The 15501-nt window shown below is 68.1% G+C and carries 14 protein-coding genes; 6 read left to right on the top strand and 8 right to left on the bottom strand.

The genetic code is table 11. From position 1 onward, the window contains the following. Positions 1-71: 71 nt before the first annotated feature. Positions 72-551, bottom strand: coding sequence for a glutathione peroxidase (locus DIE02_RS01220; protein ID WP_069745053.1), 480 nt, complete (start codon positions 549-551; stop codon positions 72-74). A 136-nt stretch (positions 552-687) separates the two neighbouring features. Between DIE02_RS01220 and DIE02_RS01225 the strand changes: the two genes are divergently transcribed. Further along, positions 688-2619 carry an ATP-binding cassette domain-containing protein gene (locus DIE02_RS01225; RefSeq protein WP_124486177.1) on the top strand — a complete coding sequence of 644 codons (1932 nt, stop codon included), beginning with the start codon at positions 688-690 and terminating at the stop codon, positions 2617-2619. A 203-nt stretch (positions 2620-2822) separates the two neighbouring features. Here DIE02_RS01225 and DIE02_RS01230 read toward each other — a convergent pair whose 3' ends face one another. The 3 genes from DIE02_RS01230 to alr form a co-directional block, all read right to left on the bottom strand. Further along, entirely contained in the window at positions 2823-3089 is a 267-nt protein-coding gene (locus tag DIE02_RS01230) for a DUF2866 domain-containing protein (RefSeq protein ID WP_044847945.1), read from the bottom strand. A gap of 148 nt (positions 3090-3237) precedes the next feature. After that, positions 3238-4614, bottom strand: coding sequence for a DNA repair protein RadA (gene radA, locus DIE02_RS01235; RefSeq protein ID WP_044847946.1), 1377 nt, complete (start codon positions 4612-4614; stop codon positions 3238-3240). Between the two features lie 11 nt (positions 4615-4625). After that, complete coding sequence (gene alr / locus DIE02_RS01240) at positions 4626-5696, bottom strand: alanine racemase (RefSeq protein WP_044847947.1); 1071 nt, start codon at positions 5694-5696, stop codon at positions 4626-4628. Between the two features lie 218 nt (positions 5697-5914). Here alr and lplT point away from each other — a divergent pair, with 218 nt between their 5' ends. Both lplT and thiD read left to right on the top strand, forming a co-directional pair. Continuing rightward, positions 5915-7222: a lysophospholipid transporter LplT gene (gene lplT / locus DIE02_RS01245; RefSeq protein WP_044847948.1), complete on the top strand. Its 1308-nt coding sequence runs from the start codon at positions 5915-5917 to the stop codon at positions 7220-7222. 58 nt (positions 7223-7280) lie between these two features. Further along, positions 7281-8090: a bifunctional hydroxymethylpyrimidine kinase/phosphomethylpyrimidine kinase gene (gene thiD / locus DIE02_RS01250; protein WP_124486176.1), complete on the top strand. Its 810-nt coding sequence runs from the start codon at positions 7281-7283 to the stop codon at positions 8088-8090. Positions 8091-8108: 18 nt separating this feature from the next. Here thiD and DIE02_RS01255 read toward each other — a convergent pair whose 3' ends face one another. Genes DIE02_RS01255 through tsaB form a run of 4 tightly spaced genes read right to left on the bottom strand, consistent with a single transcriptional unit; the run spans position 8109 to position 11392 of the window. Beyond that, positions 8109-9068, bottom strand: a complete 960-nt coding sequence (locus tag DIE02_RS01255) for a DUF1853 family protein (protein ID WP_124486175.1) — start codon at positions 9066-9068, stop codon at positions 8109-8111. Further along, the gene (locus tag DIE02_RS01260) at positions 9065-10141 is read right to left on the bottom strand and encodes a uracil-DNA glycosylase family protein (RefSeq protein WP_124486174.1); all 1077 of its coding nucleotides are present in this window, start codon (positions 10139-10141) and stop codon (positions 9065-9067) included. The genes DIE02_RS01255 and DIE02_RS01260 overlap by 4 nt, the downstream gene beginning before the upstream one ends. After that, positions 10128-10628 carry a ribosomal protein S18-alanine N-acetyltransferase gene (gene rimI, locus DIE02_RS01265; RefSeq protein WP_124486173.1) on the bottom strand — a complete coding sequence of 167 codons (501 nt, stop codon included), beginning with the start codon at positions 10626-10628 and terminating at the stop codon, positions 10128-10130. Before rimI ends, DIE02_RS01260 begins: the two co-directional genes overlap by 14 nt. Continuing rightward, the gene (gene tsaB, locus DIE02_RS01270) at positions 10625-11392 is read right to left on the bottom strand and encodes a tRNA (adenosine(37)-N6)-threonylcarbamoyltransferase complex dimerization subunit type 1 TsaB (protein ID WP_124486172.1); all 768 of its coding nucleotides are present in this window, start codon (positions 11390-11392) and stop codon (positions 10625-10627) included. Before tsaB ends, rimI begins: the two co-directional genes overlap by 4 nt. A 147-nt stretch (positions 11393-11539) precedes the next feature. On the opposite strand from tsaB, the gene DIE02_RS01275 reads away from it, so the two are divergent. The 3 genes from DIE02_RS01275 (at position 11540) to aceA (ending at position 15407) form a co-directional block, all read left to right on the top strand. After that, positions 11540-11809 (top strand): acyl-CoA-binding protein, encoded by a 270-nt coding sequence (locus DIE02_RS01275; RefSeq protein WP_044847954.1) that lies wholly within the window; start codon positions 11540-11542, stop codon positions 11807-11809. A gap of 368 nt (positions 11810-12177) precedes the next feature. Beyond that, the gene (locus DIE02_RS01280) at positions 12178-13719 is read left to right on the top strand and encodes a DEAD/DEAH box helicase (protein WP_044847955.1); all 1542 of its coding nucleotides are present in this window, start codon (positions 12178-12180) and stop codon (positions 13717-13719) included. A 380-nt stretch (positions 13720-14099) separates the two neighbouring features. Then, positions 14100-15407, top strand: coding sequence for an isocitrate lyase (aceA, locus tag DIE02_RS01285; RefSeq protein ID WP_124486171.1), 1308 nt, complete (start codon positions 14100-14102; stop codon positions 15405-15407). The last annotated feature ends 94 nt before the right edge of the window (positions 15408-15501 follow it).

Below are 15501 nucleotides of genomic sequence, written 5' to 3' on the forward strand. Positions count from 1 at the left end.
TTCGCACGGCATGCCCCGGCGCCACGCCCAGGCAGGCTCGATCCGAACCGCCCGCTCGCCGCATCGAACCGTCAAAGCAGCTTGTCGATATCCGCGGCGATTTCCTCGGGCTTCGTCGACGGCGCGTAGCGCTTGACGATCCGCCCGTCGCGGTCGATCAGGAATTTCGTGAAATTCCACTTGATCGCCTTGAGGCCGAGGATGCCGGGCGCCTCGTCGGTCAGGTAGCGGTACAGCGGATGCGCGTGGTCGCCCTTCACGTCGATCTTCGCGAACATCGGGAACGTGACGCCGTAGTTGCGCTCGCAGAACGCGCCGATCTGCGTGGCGTCGCCCGGCTCCTGCTTGCCGAACTGGTTGCACGGGAAGCCGAGCACGAAGAAACCGCGGGCCGCGTACTGGTCATACAGCTTCTGCAGGCCCGCATACTGCGGCGTGAAACCGCACTCGCTCGCGGTATTGACGATCAGCAGCACCTTGCCGCGATACGCGTCGAGCGACGCCGGCGCACCGGCGAGCGTCTCTGCGCTGAACGAATACAGGGTGGACATCGGGCACTCCTTTTACGAAACCGTATCGACGTGGAGTCTAGGCGAAATCGCGCCGTTGCGGCACCTGCCGAACGGCCGATATCCGGGGCGACGCGCGCGCAGTCTAGAATAGCGGTTTTGGTCAGTCATTCCCGCCGTGATCCGTTTCAATCAGTTCAGCCTTGCGCGCGGCACCAAGCCGCTGTTCGAGTCGGCCTCGTTCGTGCTCAATCCCGGCGAGAAAGCCGGCCTGATCGGCGCGAACGGCGCCGGCAAATCGACGCTCTTCTCGGTCCTGCGCGGCGAGCTGCATTCCGACGGCGGCGATTTCGCGATGCCGCCGTCGTGGCGGATCGCCCACGTGTCGCAGGAAACGCCCGCCGTCGACCGCTCCGCGCTCGACTACACGCTCGACGGCGACACCGCGCTGCGCGAGATCGAGGCGCGTATCGCCGCCGCCTCGGCCGCGCACGACGGCGCGGCCGAAGCCGACGCGCACGCGGCGTTCGCCGACGCCGACGGCTATACGGCCCCCGCGCGCGCCGAAGCGTTGCTGCTCGGCCTCGGCTTCACGCTCGCGCAGACGCGCGAATCGGTCGCCAGCTTCTCCGGCGGCTGGCGCATGCGGCTGAACCTCGCGCAGGCGCTGATGTGCCGCTCCGACCTGCTGCTGCTCGACGAACCGACCAACCACCTCGACCTCGACGCGATCGTCTGGCTCGAAGACTGGCTGCACCGCTACGCCGGCACGCTCGTCGTGATCTCGCACGACCGCGAATTCCTCGACTCGATCTGCAACGTCACGCTGCATCTGGAAAATCGCCAGGTGAAGCGCTACGGCGGCAATTACTCGCAGTTCGAAGTGCTGCGGGCGCAGCAGCTGGCGCTGCAGCAAAGCGCGTACGAAAAGCAGCAGAAGACGATCGAGCACCTGCAGAGCTTCGTCGACCGCTTCAAGGCCAAGGCGACCAAGGCCAAGCAGGCGCAAAGCCGGATGAAGGCGCTCGAGAAGATGGAGCTGATCGCGCCCGCGCACATCGCGTCGCCGTTCACGTTCGAATTCCGCACGCCCGACGCCGCGCCGAACCCGATGATGGTGATGGAAGACGTCCGCTGCGGCTACCACGCCGAGGACGGCACGGACATCCCGATCGTCGAACGCGTGGCGCTGTCGATCCAGAACGGCCAGCGCATCGGCCTGCTCGGCGCGAACGGCCAGGGCAAGTCGACGCTGATAAAGACGCTGGCCGGCACGCTCGCGCCGCTGTCGGGCCACGTGCGCGACGGCAAGGGGCTGACGATCGGCTATTTCGCGCAGCACCAGCTCGAAACCCTGCGCGAGGACGATTCGCCGCTCGCGCATCTCGCACGGCTCGCCCCCGATACGCGCGAGCAGGAACTGCGCGACTTCCTCGGCGGCTTCAATTTCTCCGGCGACATGGCGACGAGCCCGGTCGGCCCGTTCTCGGGCGGCGAGAAGGCGCGGCTCGCGCTTGCGCTGATCATCTGGCAGAAACCGAACCTGCTGCTGCTCGACGAGCCGACCAACCACCTCGACCTCGAGACGCGTCACGCGCTGACGATGGCGCTCGCGCAGTTCGAAGGCACGCTGATCCTCGTCTCGCACGACCGCCACCTGCTGCGCGCGACCACCGACCAGTTCATGCTCGTCGCGAAGCACCGGCTGCAGCCGTTCGACGGCGACCTCGACGATTACCGCGACTGGCTGCTGCAGCATGCGGCCGAGCAACGCGCGGCCGCGAAGGCCGACAGCGCCGCAGCAGCGGGCACGGATCCGGGCATCAACCGCAAGGATCAGAAGCGTCAGGCGGCCGAGGAGCGCCAGCGGCTGTCGCAGCTGAAGAAACCGCTGCAGAACCGCATCACGAAGCTCGAAAGGGAAATGGAAACGCTGCACGCGGAGAAGGCGCGCCTCGACGCATTCGTCGCCGATCCGGCGAGCTACGAAGCCGCGCGCAAGACGGAACTGACCGAAGCGATCCGCAAGCTGGGCGAGGTCAATGCCCGGCTCGAAACGGTCGAGGCGGACTGGCTCGCCGTGCAGGAAGAACTCGAGCAGATCGGCTGAACGCGCCCGGCGCGCCGTCGGCCGGTCGTTTCAGCGGCGGCCGGACGTCCTCGGCACGATCCACGGTCTACGATCGACGACCGGCGAACCCGCCCGGCCGCACCGGGCGCGGAAACGACAAGGCCGGGCGCCCGGGCCCGGCCTCTTTGTCATTGTTGCGTTCGACGTGATCGCGTCGGCCGTGTGCCGGCCGCGCCATCCGCTCAACGCCGCGGCAACGTATCGCGCGGCATCTGCTCGTCATCGCCCATCAGGTGACGCCGCCCTTCGGTCGGCCGGCGGATCGCCGCGGCGACCTCCGCTTCCGTCACGTCCTCGGACACGACCCGGCGCGCCAGGCGCCCTTCGTCGTCGATCCATTCGACGATCCGGCATCCGCCGCCCCACGGCTGAACGATCGGCTCCGACACACGGCAGCCGCGCAGGTTGTAACTGCGTCCGCTCGGCGCTTCCCCATACTGTTTAAACATAGGTTCCCTTCGCATTGCGCGGTTCGACAATCCGGCAAAGGATAGGGAAAAGCGATGTCCGGCGGGTTACATCAGCCTACATATTCATTACATTCAATTACGCGACAGATCACCGTGGCCAATGCACGGCGGCGCTGGCCAGCCACGGCTATTCGAGATCGCGCACACGGTCGATCGCCTGCTCGATCCGCTCGACGGCCATCACGTTCAGTCCTTCGATCGGCTGTTTCGGTGCATTCGCCTTCGGGATCAGCGCGGCGGTGAAACCGAGCTTCGCCGCCTCGCGCAGGCGTTCCTGGCCGCGTGGGGATGGCCGGATCTCGCCCGCCAGCCCCACTTCGCCGAACACGATCAGGCCCTTCGGCAGCGCCTTGTTGCGCATCGACGAATGGATCGCGAGCAGCACCGCCAGGTCGGCGGCCGGCTCGGTGATCTTCACGCCGCCCACCGCGTTCAGGAACACGTCCTGGTCGAAACACGCGATGCCCGCATGCCGGTGCAGCACCGCGAGCAGCATCGCGAGCCGGTTCTGCTCGAGGCCGACCGCGAGCCGGCGCGGGTTCGGCACGTGGGCCGTATCGACGAGCGCCTGGATCTCGACGAGCAGCGGGCGCGTTCCCTCCTGCGTGACGAGCACGCAGGAACCCGGCACGACCTGCTCGTGCTGCGACAGGAACAGCGCGGACGGGTTCGCGACGCCACGCAGCCCGCGCTCGGTCATCGCGAACACGCCGAGCTCGTTGACCGCGCCGAAGCGGTTCTTGAACGCGCGCACGAGCCGGAACGACGAATGGGTGTCGCCCTCGAAGTACAGCACCGTGTCGACGATATGCTCGAGCACGCGCGGGCCCGCGAGGTTGCCCTCCTTCGTCACGTGCCCGACCATGATGATCGCGGTGCCGGACTGCTTCGCGATGCGCGTGAGCTGCGCCGCGCACTCGCGCACCTGCGCGACCGAGCCGGGCGCCGATGTCAGCGCTTCGGAATAGACGGTCTGGATCGAGTCGATGACGGCGACGTCCGGCCGTTCCGCGTCGATCGCGGCCTGGATCTTCTCGAGCTGGATCTCGGCGAGCAGCTTCAGCTCGGCCGCCGGCGCGCCGCCGTCGAGCAGTGCGAGCCGTTGCGCGCGCAACGCGATCTGCGCGGCCGATTCCTCGCCGCTGATATAGAGTGCGCGCCGCTCGCTCGCGATGTCCGCGAGCGACTGCAGCAACAGCGTCGACTTGCCGATGCCGGGATCGCCGCCGATCAGCACGACGCCGCCAGGGACCAGCCCGCCGCCCAGCACGCGATCGAATTCGCCGATGCCGGTGGAGAAGCGCGGCACGTCGGCCGCCTCGATGTCGACGAGGCGCTGCACGGGCGCGCGTTTCGCGAGCGACTGGAAGCGATGGGCGGCCGGCGACTCGGCGACCGATTCGACGAGCGTGTTCCAGGCCTGGCACGACGGGCATTGCCCCTGCCACTTCGGGGTTTGTCCGCCGCACTCGCTGCAGACGTAGACGGTTTTCTGTTTGGCCACGCGTGCTGCCCTTATTCCGCGCGCACCGGTACGCGGGCGGCGACCGCGCACATCAGTTCATAGCCGATGGTCCCGCAATGGCGCGCGACGTCGTCGATCGGCAGTGCGTTGCCCCACAGCTCGACCCGCGCGCCGACGCCGGCCTGCGGGCACGGCGTCAGGTCGACGGTAATCATGTCCATCGACACGCGGCCGACGATCCGCGTGCGGATGCCGTCGACGATCACGGGCGTGCCTTCGGGTGCGACGCGCGGATAGCCGTCCGCATAGCCGCACGCGACGACGCCGATGCGCATCTGCGCTTGCGCGGAGAACGTCGAGCCATAGCCGATCGCCTGCCCCTTCGCGATCGTCTGCACGGCGATCAGCTCGGAGGCGAGCGTCATCGCAGGCTTCAGGCCCGTATCGGCGATGTCGGACGACAGCCCCGACGGCGATGCGCCGTACAGCACGATCCCCGGCCGCACCCAGTCGAAGTGCGTATCCGGATGCCACAGCACGGCCGCCGAATTCGCGAGGCTGCGCGCGCCCGCGATGCTTGCCGCGCCGCGCTCGAACGTCGCGAGCTGCTCGGCGACGCCGCGCTCGTTGTCGGCGTCCGAAAAATGGGTCATCAACGTGATCTGGCCGATGCCGGGGCACGCACGGGCGCGCTCCCACGCGGCGCGGTACTTCTCCGGCACGTAGCCGAGCCGGTTCATCCCGCTGTTCATCTTGAGCTGCACGTTGACGGGCTTCGACAGCCGCGCCGTCTCCAGCATCCGCATCTGCTCGTCGTTGTGGACGGTGGTCGTGAGGCTGTAGCGGTCGATCACGTCGATGTCGGTCGACCGGAAGAACCCTTCGAGCAGCAGGATGGGGCCGGCCCAGCCGAGCTCGCGCAGCTTCACGGCCTCGTCGAGGTCGAGCAGGCCGAAGCCGTCGGTGCCGCGCAGGCCGGGAAACACGCGCGCGAGACCGTGGCCGTACGCGTTGGCCTTGACGACCGCCCAGACCTTGGACGGGCCGGCAAAGCGGCGGACGACGGAGAGATTGTTCGCGAGGGCGGCGGTGTGGATGGTGGCGGAGATCGGGCGCGGCATGGGAAATTTACGTAAAGACGCTTGCGAATCATCAGCTTACCGCGCCTTTTGAGCACCGAAGCCGACAATTTGCGGAACGATCGGGGAATCTTGCTAGTCCGAATTGCCGTATTTTCGTGTTATAAAGCCGTGCGCACAACCCATTTCGAACGGAATAAGCCGATCGCATACTAGGCGGCCTACGCGGCCCTGCCGCAGCGACGAAAGCATCGCATCAGATGAAAAAAGGTTTTTACACCATCATGGCCGCGCAGTTTTTCTCGTCGCTGGCCGACAATGCGCTTCTCATCGCCGCCATCGCCCTGCTGAAAGACCTCCACGCCCCCAACTGGATGACACCGCTGCTCAAGCTGTTCTTCGTGTTGTCGTATGTGGTGCTGGCGGCCTATGTCGGTGCGTTCGCCGATTCGCGTCCGAAGGGGCGCGTGATGTTCATCACCAATTCGATCAAGGTGGTCGGCTGCCTGATCATGCTGCTCGGCGCCCATCCGCTGATCGCATACGGCATCGTCGGGTTCGGCGCCGCGGCCTACTCGCCCGCGAAGTACGGCATTCTGACCGAGCTGCTGCCGGCCGACCGGCTCGTCGCCGCGAACGGCTGGATCGAAGGCACGACCGTCAGCTCGATCATCCTCGGCACCGTGCTCGGCGGCGCGCTGATCAGCCCGCACATCGCGTCGCACGTGATCGCGCACACGCCAGCCTGGATCGCCACGCCCGCCGAAGCGGCGATGGTGATCATCATGGCGATCTACGTGATCGCCGCCATCTTCAATCTGCGGATCCCCGATACCGGCGCGCGCTACCCGAAGCAGGAGCGCGGCCCGGTCAAGCTCCTCACCGACTTCGCCGACTGCTTCATGGTGCTCTGGCGCGACAAGCTCGGCCAGATCTCGCTCGCGGTCACGACGCTGTTCTGGGGCGCGGGCGCGACGCTGCAGTTCATCGTGCTGAAGTGGGCCGAAGTGTCGCTCAACATGTCGCTGTCCGAAGGCGCGATCCTGCAGGCGGTGGTCGCGGTCGGCGTCGCGGGCGGTGCGATCGCCGCCGCCGCGCGGATCCCGCTGAAGAAGTCGCTCAGCGTGCTGCCGGTCGGCATCATCATGGGCATCGCGGTCATGCTGATGGCGTTCTACACGCGCGACCTGTTCCCGGCGCACTGGGCCGTGCATTTCGGCCACCTGCGCCTGCCGGTGTACCTGATCGTCGCGTACATCTTCCTGATCTGCGTCGGCGCGCTGTCCGGCTACTTCGTGGTTCCGATGAACGCGCTGCTGCAGCATCGCGGCCACGTGCTGCTGTCGGCCGGCCATTCGATCGCGGTGCAGAACTTCAACGAGAACCTGTCGGTGCTCGTGATGCTGTGCCTGTATGCGGTGCTGGTCTGGCTCGACGTGCCGGTCGGCGTCGTGATCGTGCTGTTCGGCACGTTCGTGTGCCTGACGATGTGGCTCGTGATGCGCCGCCACCAGGCGAACCAGCGTCAGTTCGACTCGGTCGCGCTGATCGGTGAATCGCGGCACTGACGCTACACTTCCTGTTTCCGTCCGTCGGTGCCGGTCTTCGAACCGGCGCCTTGCCATCATGACGCACCCGATACCCAACGTCCTGACGATCGCCGGCTCCGACTCGGGCGGCGGCGCGGGCATCCAGGCCGACCTCAAGACCTTCTCCGCGCTCGGCGCGTACGGCGCGAGCGTGATCACCGCGCTGACCGCGCAGAACACGCGCGGCGTGACCGGCGTGCACGCTCCGGACGCCGCGTTCGTGACCGCGCAGCTCGACGCGGTGTTCGACGACATCCGCATCGACGCGGTCAAGATCGGCATGCTCGCGAACGCGGCGATCGTGCACGCGGTCGCCGACGCGCTGCGGCGCCATGCGCCGCGTTTCGTCGTGCTCGATACGGTGATGATTTCGAAGAGTTCGCACGCGCTGCTCGCGCCCGATGCGGTCGACGCATTGCGCGACGCGCTGCTGCCGCTCGCGACCGTCGTCACGCCGAACCTGCCCGAAGCGGCCGCCCTGCTCGGCGACACGCCCGCGATGACCGAAGACGACATGGTCCGGCAAGGCCAGGCGCTGCTGAAGACCGGCGCGCGCGCCGTGCTGATGAAGGGCGGCCACCTGCCCGACGCGGCCGCGAGCCCCGACTGGCTCGTCGATGCGGCGCATGCGGTGCGGTTCGACGGCACGCGCGTGCCGGTCAGCAACACGCACGGCACGGGCTGCACGCTGTCGTCGGCGATCGCCGCGCTGCTGCCGCAGCGGCCCGATCTCGACAGCGCGGTGCGCGAAGCGAAGGCCTACCTGACCGGCGCGATCGCCGCGAGCGGCCAGCTCGACGTCGGCCACGGCGTCGGCCCCGTCCATCACTTCCATCGCTGGTGGTAAGCGCCGGCTGATGCGGCGTCAGTGGTCCTGGGCAGCGAACGCCTGCGCACGCGCGGGCCAGTCGTCCGGCACGATGAAACCGCGCGCCGTCTCCCGCCATACGCCGTTGCCGTCCAGTCGATGGACGCCGATCAGCGCGGGCGCCTGGCGCGCCGTCAAGGCGGACGGCAATTCGAGCGAATGCGCCAGCGGTTCGGGCGCGGCGTCGGCCGCCACCCGCCGCGGCGCGAGCCATGCGAGCCGCGGCAGCACGTTCCATGCCGCACCGTCGGGCTGCGCGGATGCCCACGCCGGCCACTGCGCGTGCGTGAGCCAGAACCCGCGCGGATGATCGGCCGCGATTTCCGCGGCCACCGGCGGCAGCGGCACGCCGTGCGGATAGAACAGCCAGCCCTTGATGAACATCTGCGCATCGGACGGCGCGCCGTAGCCCAGCAGCGCGAACCCGTGGCGATCGCTCAGCCGCAGCTGATGCTCGAGCAGCCGGCTGCGCTTGCGGTCGAGGCGGTCGACGAGATTCGGCCCGACGAAATCCGCGAGCGACGCGTCGCCGTCGACCGGCGCGCATAGATAGCACTTGACCGCGAGTTCCCAGTGCAGGCGCAGCCCGCCCGGCGCATCGACGAGGAAATCGACCTCGCCGAGCGTCTTGCCGTTGCTGCGCAGCGGCAGGTTGGCGGCGACGAGCCGCAGCGACGGCCCGTGCGTGAGGAAATACTCGAGCAGGCATTCGGCATAGCGGCCGAGTCGCACGGGCCGCAGCCCGTCGAGCGCGCGGTGCAGCGGCTCGGGCGCGGCATCGAGCGCGACGAGCCACGCTTCGACGGCCACCCGCTCGACCGCATCCGCCCAAGGATGCGCGAGCGGCGCGCCGGGCGCGGCAGTGAGCAGGCTCGGGCTCGCGAGGAGCCAGCCCAGATCGCGGACCGCGGCATCGTGCAGCGTATCGACGAACGCGACCGCCGCGCCGCGCGTCATTGTCCGGCCGGCCCGTGCGCGGCGGCGCCCTCCGCCCGCTGGAACGTATCGCGCGCCAGGCACAGGTCGGCCCACGCCTTCGACTTGTCCTGCAGGCTGCGCAGCAGGTACGCCGGGTGGTAGGTGACGATCACCGGCACGCCTTCGTACGTGTGCACGCGGCCGCGCAGCGATGCGATGCTCGCGTCCGTCTTCAGCAGCGTCTGCGCGGCGAAGCGGCCGAGCGCGACGATCAGCCTCGGCTTCACGAGCGCGACCTGGCGCTGCAGGTACGGCTCGCAGCGCGCGACCTCGTCCGGTTCCGGGTTGCGATTGCCGGGCGGGCGGCACTTGATCACGTTGGCGATGTAGACGTTGTCGCCGCGCTTGAGCGCGAGCGACTGCAGCATGTTGTCGAGCAGCTTGCCGGCCTGGCCGACGAACGGCTCGCCCTGCCTGTCCTCGTTCTCGCCCGGCGCTTCGCCGATCAGCATCCAGTCCGCTTCCCGATCGCCGACACCGAACACGGTATTGGTGCGCTTCTCGCACAGGCGGCAGCTCGTGCAGCCGGCGACGCGTGCGGCGAGCGCATCCCAGTCGAGCATCGCGACCGGCGTTGCAGCAGGACGCGCTTCGGCCGGCGGCAGCGGATCGCCGGGCGGCGCCGCGTCGAACCACGCGAAATCGTCTTCGGTGAGCGGCGGCAGGTCGTCCGCGGCGGCGGCGGCCGGGGACGATGCCGGCCCGGCGGATGCGCGCTCTTCGTCGATCGCGGCACGCGCGCCGCTGCCCGTTTCCGCAGCCGGTGCCGCGGAGCGCGCGGCGCCCCCAGCGGGCGGCGTATCCGCCAGCGGCATATCGCCGCGCGGGAACACGCGTGCAGCCGCCTGCGTGTCACGCGGCTGCTCCGACGTCGGCCGCGACGCGGGCGGGACGGTTGCGGCCGCAACGGCGGACGCATCGTCCGCCGCGCCCGGCACGCCAACCGGCCCAGCCCCCGCGCCACCCGCTTCGGCGCCTTCCGCGCGCGACCCGCGCCGCACCCAGATCTGCGCGAGCCCCATCTCCTCGAGCGCTGCTTCAGCCCACGCCATGCACGTCCCCTTCGTCCTTGTTCAGCGTCAGACGCATCACGATCGCGTCCTCCCGGCTGCGATGCCGCGCCGGATAGTAGTTCTTGCGCCGGCCGATCGTCACGAAGCCGAAGCGCTCGTACAGATGGATCGCCCGCGGATTGGACGGCCGCACCTCGAGCAGCACGCCGTCGAGCCCCTCCGCGCGCGAGATGCGCACGGCTTCGCGCAGCAGCGCGAGGCCCGCGCCCGACTGCTGGGCGGCCGGCGCGACGCACAGGTTCAGAAGGTGCATTTCGTCGATCACCGGCATCAGCACGCAATAGCCGACGAGCGCGCCCGTCACGTGCCGCAGGCACACGCCGAAATAGCCGTTGCGCAACGAATCCTGGAAATTGCCGCGGCTCCACGGGAATTCGTACGCGACCTGCTCGATCGCGACGACCTCGTCGAGATCGGTGTCGGTCATCGGCGACAGATAGCGGTCGCTCAACAGGACGCCCGTCATCGTTTTGCTCCGTCCGTCTGCGCGGCACGCGCGGCCATGCGCTCGGCGGTGGTCTGCGCGACCTTGTCGCGCACGTATTCGGGTGCGGCCTGGTCGGCCGGCACCGTCCGGCCGGCGCGGAATGCCCGCAGCGCGGCATGCGCGACCGCCAGCGCATGCGGCAGCGCGTCGCCGTCGATCACGGCCGCGGCCGCCGCGGCCGGCAGTTGCGCGCCGAACGCGGCGGCCGCGTTGCCCGCGAGCGTGAACGGCGCGTCGGGCACGCCGACGGCGCCCGGTGCATCGAGCGACGCCGGATGCAGCGTGCGCCAGTCGCCCGCCTGCTCGTCCCATGCGAAGTCGGCCCAGTACGCTTCGTCCATCCGCGCGTCGAGCGCGGCCAGCACGCGCGTCGTGCCGGGTGCGCGCAGCCGCGCGTGTTCGGCGCACGCGAGCAGCGTGCTGACCGGCACGACCGGCAGCCCGCGCCCGAACGCGAGCCCCTGGGTAATGCCGGTCGCGGTGCGCAGCCCGGTGAACGAGCCGGGGCCCGCGCCGAACGCGATCGCGTCGCAATCGGCGAACGTGAGGCCCGATTCGGCGAAGAGTTCCTGGATGGCCGGCAGCACGCGCGTGCTCGACACGGCGCCCGTCAGCTCGTGGCGGACCCAGGTTTGCGTGGTGGAAACGGCGTCATCGGCGAAAGCCGAGCGCAGCAGCGCGACCGAGCAGTATTCGGTCGACGTATCGATGGCGAGGAGCACTGTTTGCGTCATGGCCGACATTGTAATGCGGCGCCCCGCTCCCACGGGCGGTCGGACCCGATCGCGATGCGCGCGCCGCGCGGCTGGCGGTTTGGAAGGATCGCTCGACCCCGCGCGGCGCGGCGCTTGTTAAGATCGCCCGACCTGAAACCCTTACGGAGACACACGATGAGCGAACTCACCGCCCAATTCGACCAGGCCCAGGTCGACGTCAAGCAACTGACAGAGCGACCGGGCAACCTGACGCTGCTGCGCCTGTATGCGCTCTTCAAGCAGGCGACCGACGGCGACGCGCACGGCGACAAGCCGGGCTTCACCGACATCGTCGGCAAGTACAAGTACGACGCGTGGGAAGCGCTGAAAGGCACGACCCAGGATGCGGCGAAGCAGCAATACATCGAACTCGTCGAATCGCTGAAGAACGGCACGGCGTCCTGATCTGTCCCGCCTGCCGCGACAGTCAATCAATAGGCAATCAAATCAGTGGCGCAGCGCAGCAAATATCTCTATAATGCTGGCTGCGTCACCTCCCGCGCTCGGCTCGCAAGCCGTTCCGGCCCGACGCCTCGTAGCGTTAAGCTCCAATCCGGTTTAGAACCTGTCCCCTCCTGCTTCGACCCTCGCGGTCGTCAACTAGGCTGGCGGCCCCCGCTCCAGAAGCGCGCCGCACCCAAAACAGCTTCTAATGCCTCATCCGCCGACGGTTCGGCGGATTGCACCCGTTTCACGATTTGCTCGCTGAATCCGACGACTTGGGTATGCGCGATTGGCGCCGACGTTTCACCCACTGTGTTTCAAGGATTGTTATGACTTCGAGCATCAACTCCAGCCCGCTCAACGCGATCGCCGACCAGGCGCTCGGTCTCGAGAACGCCGCCGCACCGGCCGCGGTCGAACCGGCGTCGGACGAGCCGACTTTCGCGTCGCTCGGGTTGTCGCCGGAGATCGTCTCCGCGCTGCAGGCCGCCGGCTACGCCAAGCCGACGCCGGTCCAGCAGCGCGCGATTCCGGCCGGCATCGCCGGTCGGGACCTGCTGGTGTCGAGCCCGACCGGTTCGGGCAAGACGGCCGCATTCATGCTGCCCGCGATCGAACGTTTCGCGCAGCTCCAGAAGGCGCAGGCGCAGCAACCGCGTGCGCCGCGCGAACCGAATCAGGGCGACCGCCGTGCGCGCCGCCCGCAGCCCGTCGCCCGCCCGGGCCTGCTCGTGCTGACGCCGACCCGTGAGCTCGCGATGCAGGTCACCACGGCCGCGTCGACCTACGGCAAGCACCTGAAGCGCCTGCGCACGGTCAGCATCCTCGGCGGCGTCGCCTACGGCCAGCAGCTGATGCTGCTCGCGAAGAACCCCGAGATCCTGGTCGCCACGCCGGGCCGTCTGCTCGATCACCTCGAGCGCGGCCGCATCGACCTGTCCGAACTGAAGATGCTCGTGCTCGACGAAGCCGACCGCATGCTCGACATGGGCTTCATCGAAGACATCGAGACGATCGTCGCCGCGACGCCCGAGTCGCGCCAGACGATGCTGTTCTCGGCCACGCTCGACGGCAAGATCGGTTCGCTGACGAGCCGCCTGCTGAAGGATCCGGAACGCATCGAGATCCAGCAGCGCCTCGAATCGCGCGCGAACATCGCACAGACCGTCCATTACGTCGACGATCGCGACCACAAGGACCGCCTGCTCGATCACCTGCTGCGCGACGACGCGCTCGACCAGGCGATCATCTTCACGGCGACCAAGATCGATGCCGACCAGCTCGCCGGCCGTCTCGCCGACGCCGGCTTCGAATCGGCCGCGCTGCACGGTGACCTGCCGCAGGGCGCGCGCAACCGCACGATCCGTGCGCTGCGCGAGCGCCGCGTGCGCGTGCTGGTCGCGACCGACGTCGCAGCCCGCGGCATCGACATCCCGGGCATCACGCACGTGTTCAACTACGACCTGCCGAAGTTCGCGGAAGACTACGTGCACCGTATCGGCCGTACGGGCCGTGCCGGCCGTTCGGGCACCGCGGTGAGCCTCGTGCACCACGCCGAGCAAGGCGCGCTCAAGCGCATCGAGCGCTTCGTGCGCTCGCCGCTGCCGGTCAACGTGATCGAAGGCTTCGAGCCCCGCAAGGCACCCCCGCGCAACGATCGCGGCACCGGCGGCCGCGGCCGTCCGGGCGGCGGTAACGGCGGTCGTCGTTTCGGCGGCAAGCCGGGCGGCGGTCATGGCGGCAACGGCCGCAGCTACGGCGGCGGCAATGGCGGCGGCTGGAGCGGCAAGCCGGGCGGCAGCCGTGACGGCGGCCCGCGTCGCGACGGCCAGCGCAGCGGCGGCCCGCGTCGCAGCAATTCGGCGTCGTAAGCACGCCCCGGCGGCCCCCGTGGCCGCCCGCCCATCCGGCAAACCGGCGCACCCGCGCCGGTTTTTTTTCGTCCCGCGCCAAATTTCACGATGCGGAAAATTTTTTTGCGTCGTAAAAAATCATGCTGCGCAGCACAACCTTACAATTGCGAGATGGGAAAAATCGTTTCTCATTGCGAAACACAAAACACAAGTTGTTGATTAAAAACGATTAAAAAGTTTCAAACTTCCTGGTATAGCCCCTGTTTCACTCGGATCGGTTTGCCTAGACTCTTATACAAGACTTCTCAAAGCGGCACGCACCGCGCCCCGCTTCGAGAACAGCATCAGCACCGTCCGATTCGACCGATCTGGCAACACACCGCATCAAGGAGCTCATCATGTCGCGACAGCAACAGGCACAGGAACTGCAAAAGCAATGGGAAACCGATCCGCGCTGGAAGGGCATCAAGCGCAGCTACACGGCTGAGGACGTGGTGCGCCTGCGCGGCTCGATCGCCGTCGAGCACACGCTGGCCAAGCGCGGCGCGGAAAAGCTGTGGCACCTCATCAACGAAGAGCCGTTCGTCAACGCACTCGGTGCGCTGACCGGCAACCAGGCGATGCAGCAGGTGAAGGCCGGCCTGAAGGCGATCTACCTGTCGGGCTGGCAAGTGGCCGGCGACGCGAACGTCGCGGGCGAAATGTACCCGGACCAGTCGCTGTACCCGGCGAACTCGGTGCCGCTCGTCGTCAAGCGCATCAACAACACGCTGACGCGCGCCGACCAGATCCAGTGGTCGGAAGGCAAGAATCCGGGCGACGAAGGCTACGTCGATTTCTTCGCGCCGATCGTCGCGGACGCGGAAGCCGGCTTCGGCGGCGTGCTGAACGCGTTCGAACTGATGAAAGCGATGATCGAGGCCGGCGCCTCGGGCGTGCACTTCGAGGATCAGCTCGCGTCGGTAAAGAAGTGCGGCCACATGGGCGGCAAGGTGCTGGTGCCGACCCGCGAAGCGGTCGCGAAGCTGTCGGCGGCGCGTCTCGCGGCCGACGTAATGGGCACGCCGACCGTGCTGGTCGCGCGGACCGACGCGGAAGCGGCGGACCTGATCACGTCCGACATCGACGACAACGACAAGCCGTTCCTGACGGGCGAGCGCACGGTCGAAGGCTTCTTCCGCACGAAGCCGGGCATCGGGCAGGCGATCTCGCGCGGCCTCGCGTATGCGCCGTACGCCGACCTCGTCTGGTGCGAGACGGGCAAGCCGGATCTCGAGTACGCGAAGAAATTCGCGGAAGCGATCCAAAAGCAGTTCCCCGGCAAGATGCTGTCGTACAACTGCTCGCCGTCGTTCAACTGGAAGAAGAACCTCGACGACGCGACGATCGCGAAGTTCCAGAAGGAACTCGGCGCGATGGGCTACAAGTTCCAGTTCATCACGCTGGCCGGCTTCCATGCGCTGAACTACTCGATGTTCAACCTCGCGCACGGCTATGCCCGCACGCAGATGAGCGCGTTCGTCGAACTGCAGCAGGCCGAGTTCGCGGCGGCCGACAAGGGCTTCACGGCCGTCAAGCACCAGCGCGAAGTCGGCACCGGCTACTTCGACGCGGTCACGCAGACGGTCGAGCGGGAAGCCTCGACGACCGCGCTGCACGGCTCGACCGAAGACGAACAGTTCTTCGACGGCAAGAAGGTCGCGTAACGCGCGCAAGCGTCACGCCGATGCCGGCCCGTCACGCGACGGCGCGGCATCGGCGGCACCGGACAACAATCAGGGAGGAGACGGCTGGCGCGCG

It is taken from the genome of Burkholderia sp. Bp8991, assembly GCF_003853795.1.
Classification (GTDB): domain Bacteria; phylum Pseudomonadota; class Gammaproteobacteria; order Burkholderiales; family Burkholderiaceae; genus Burkholderia.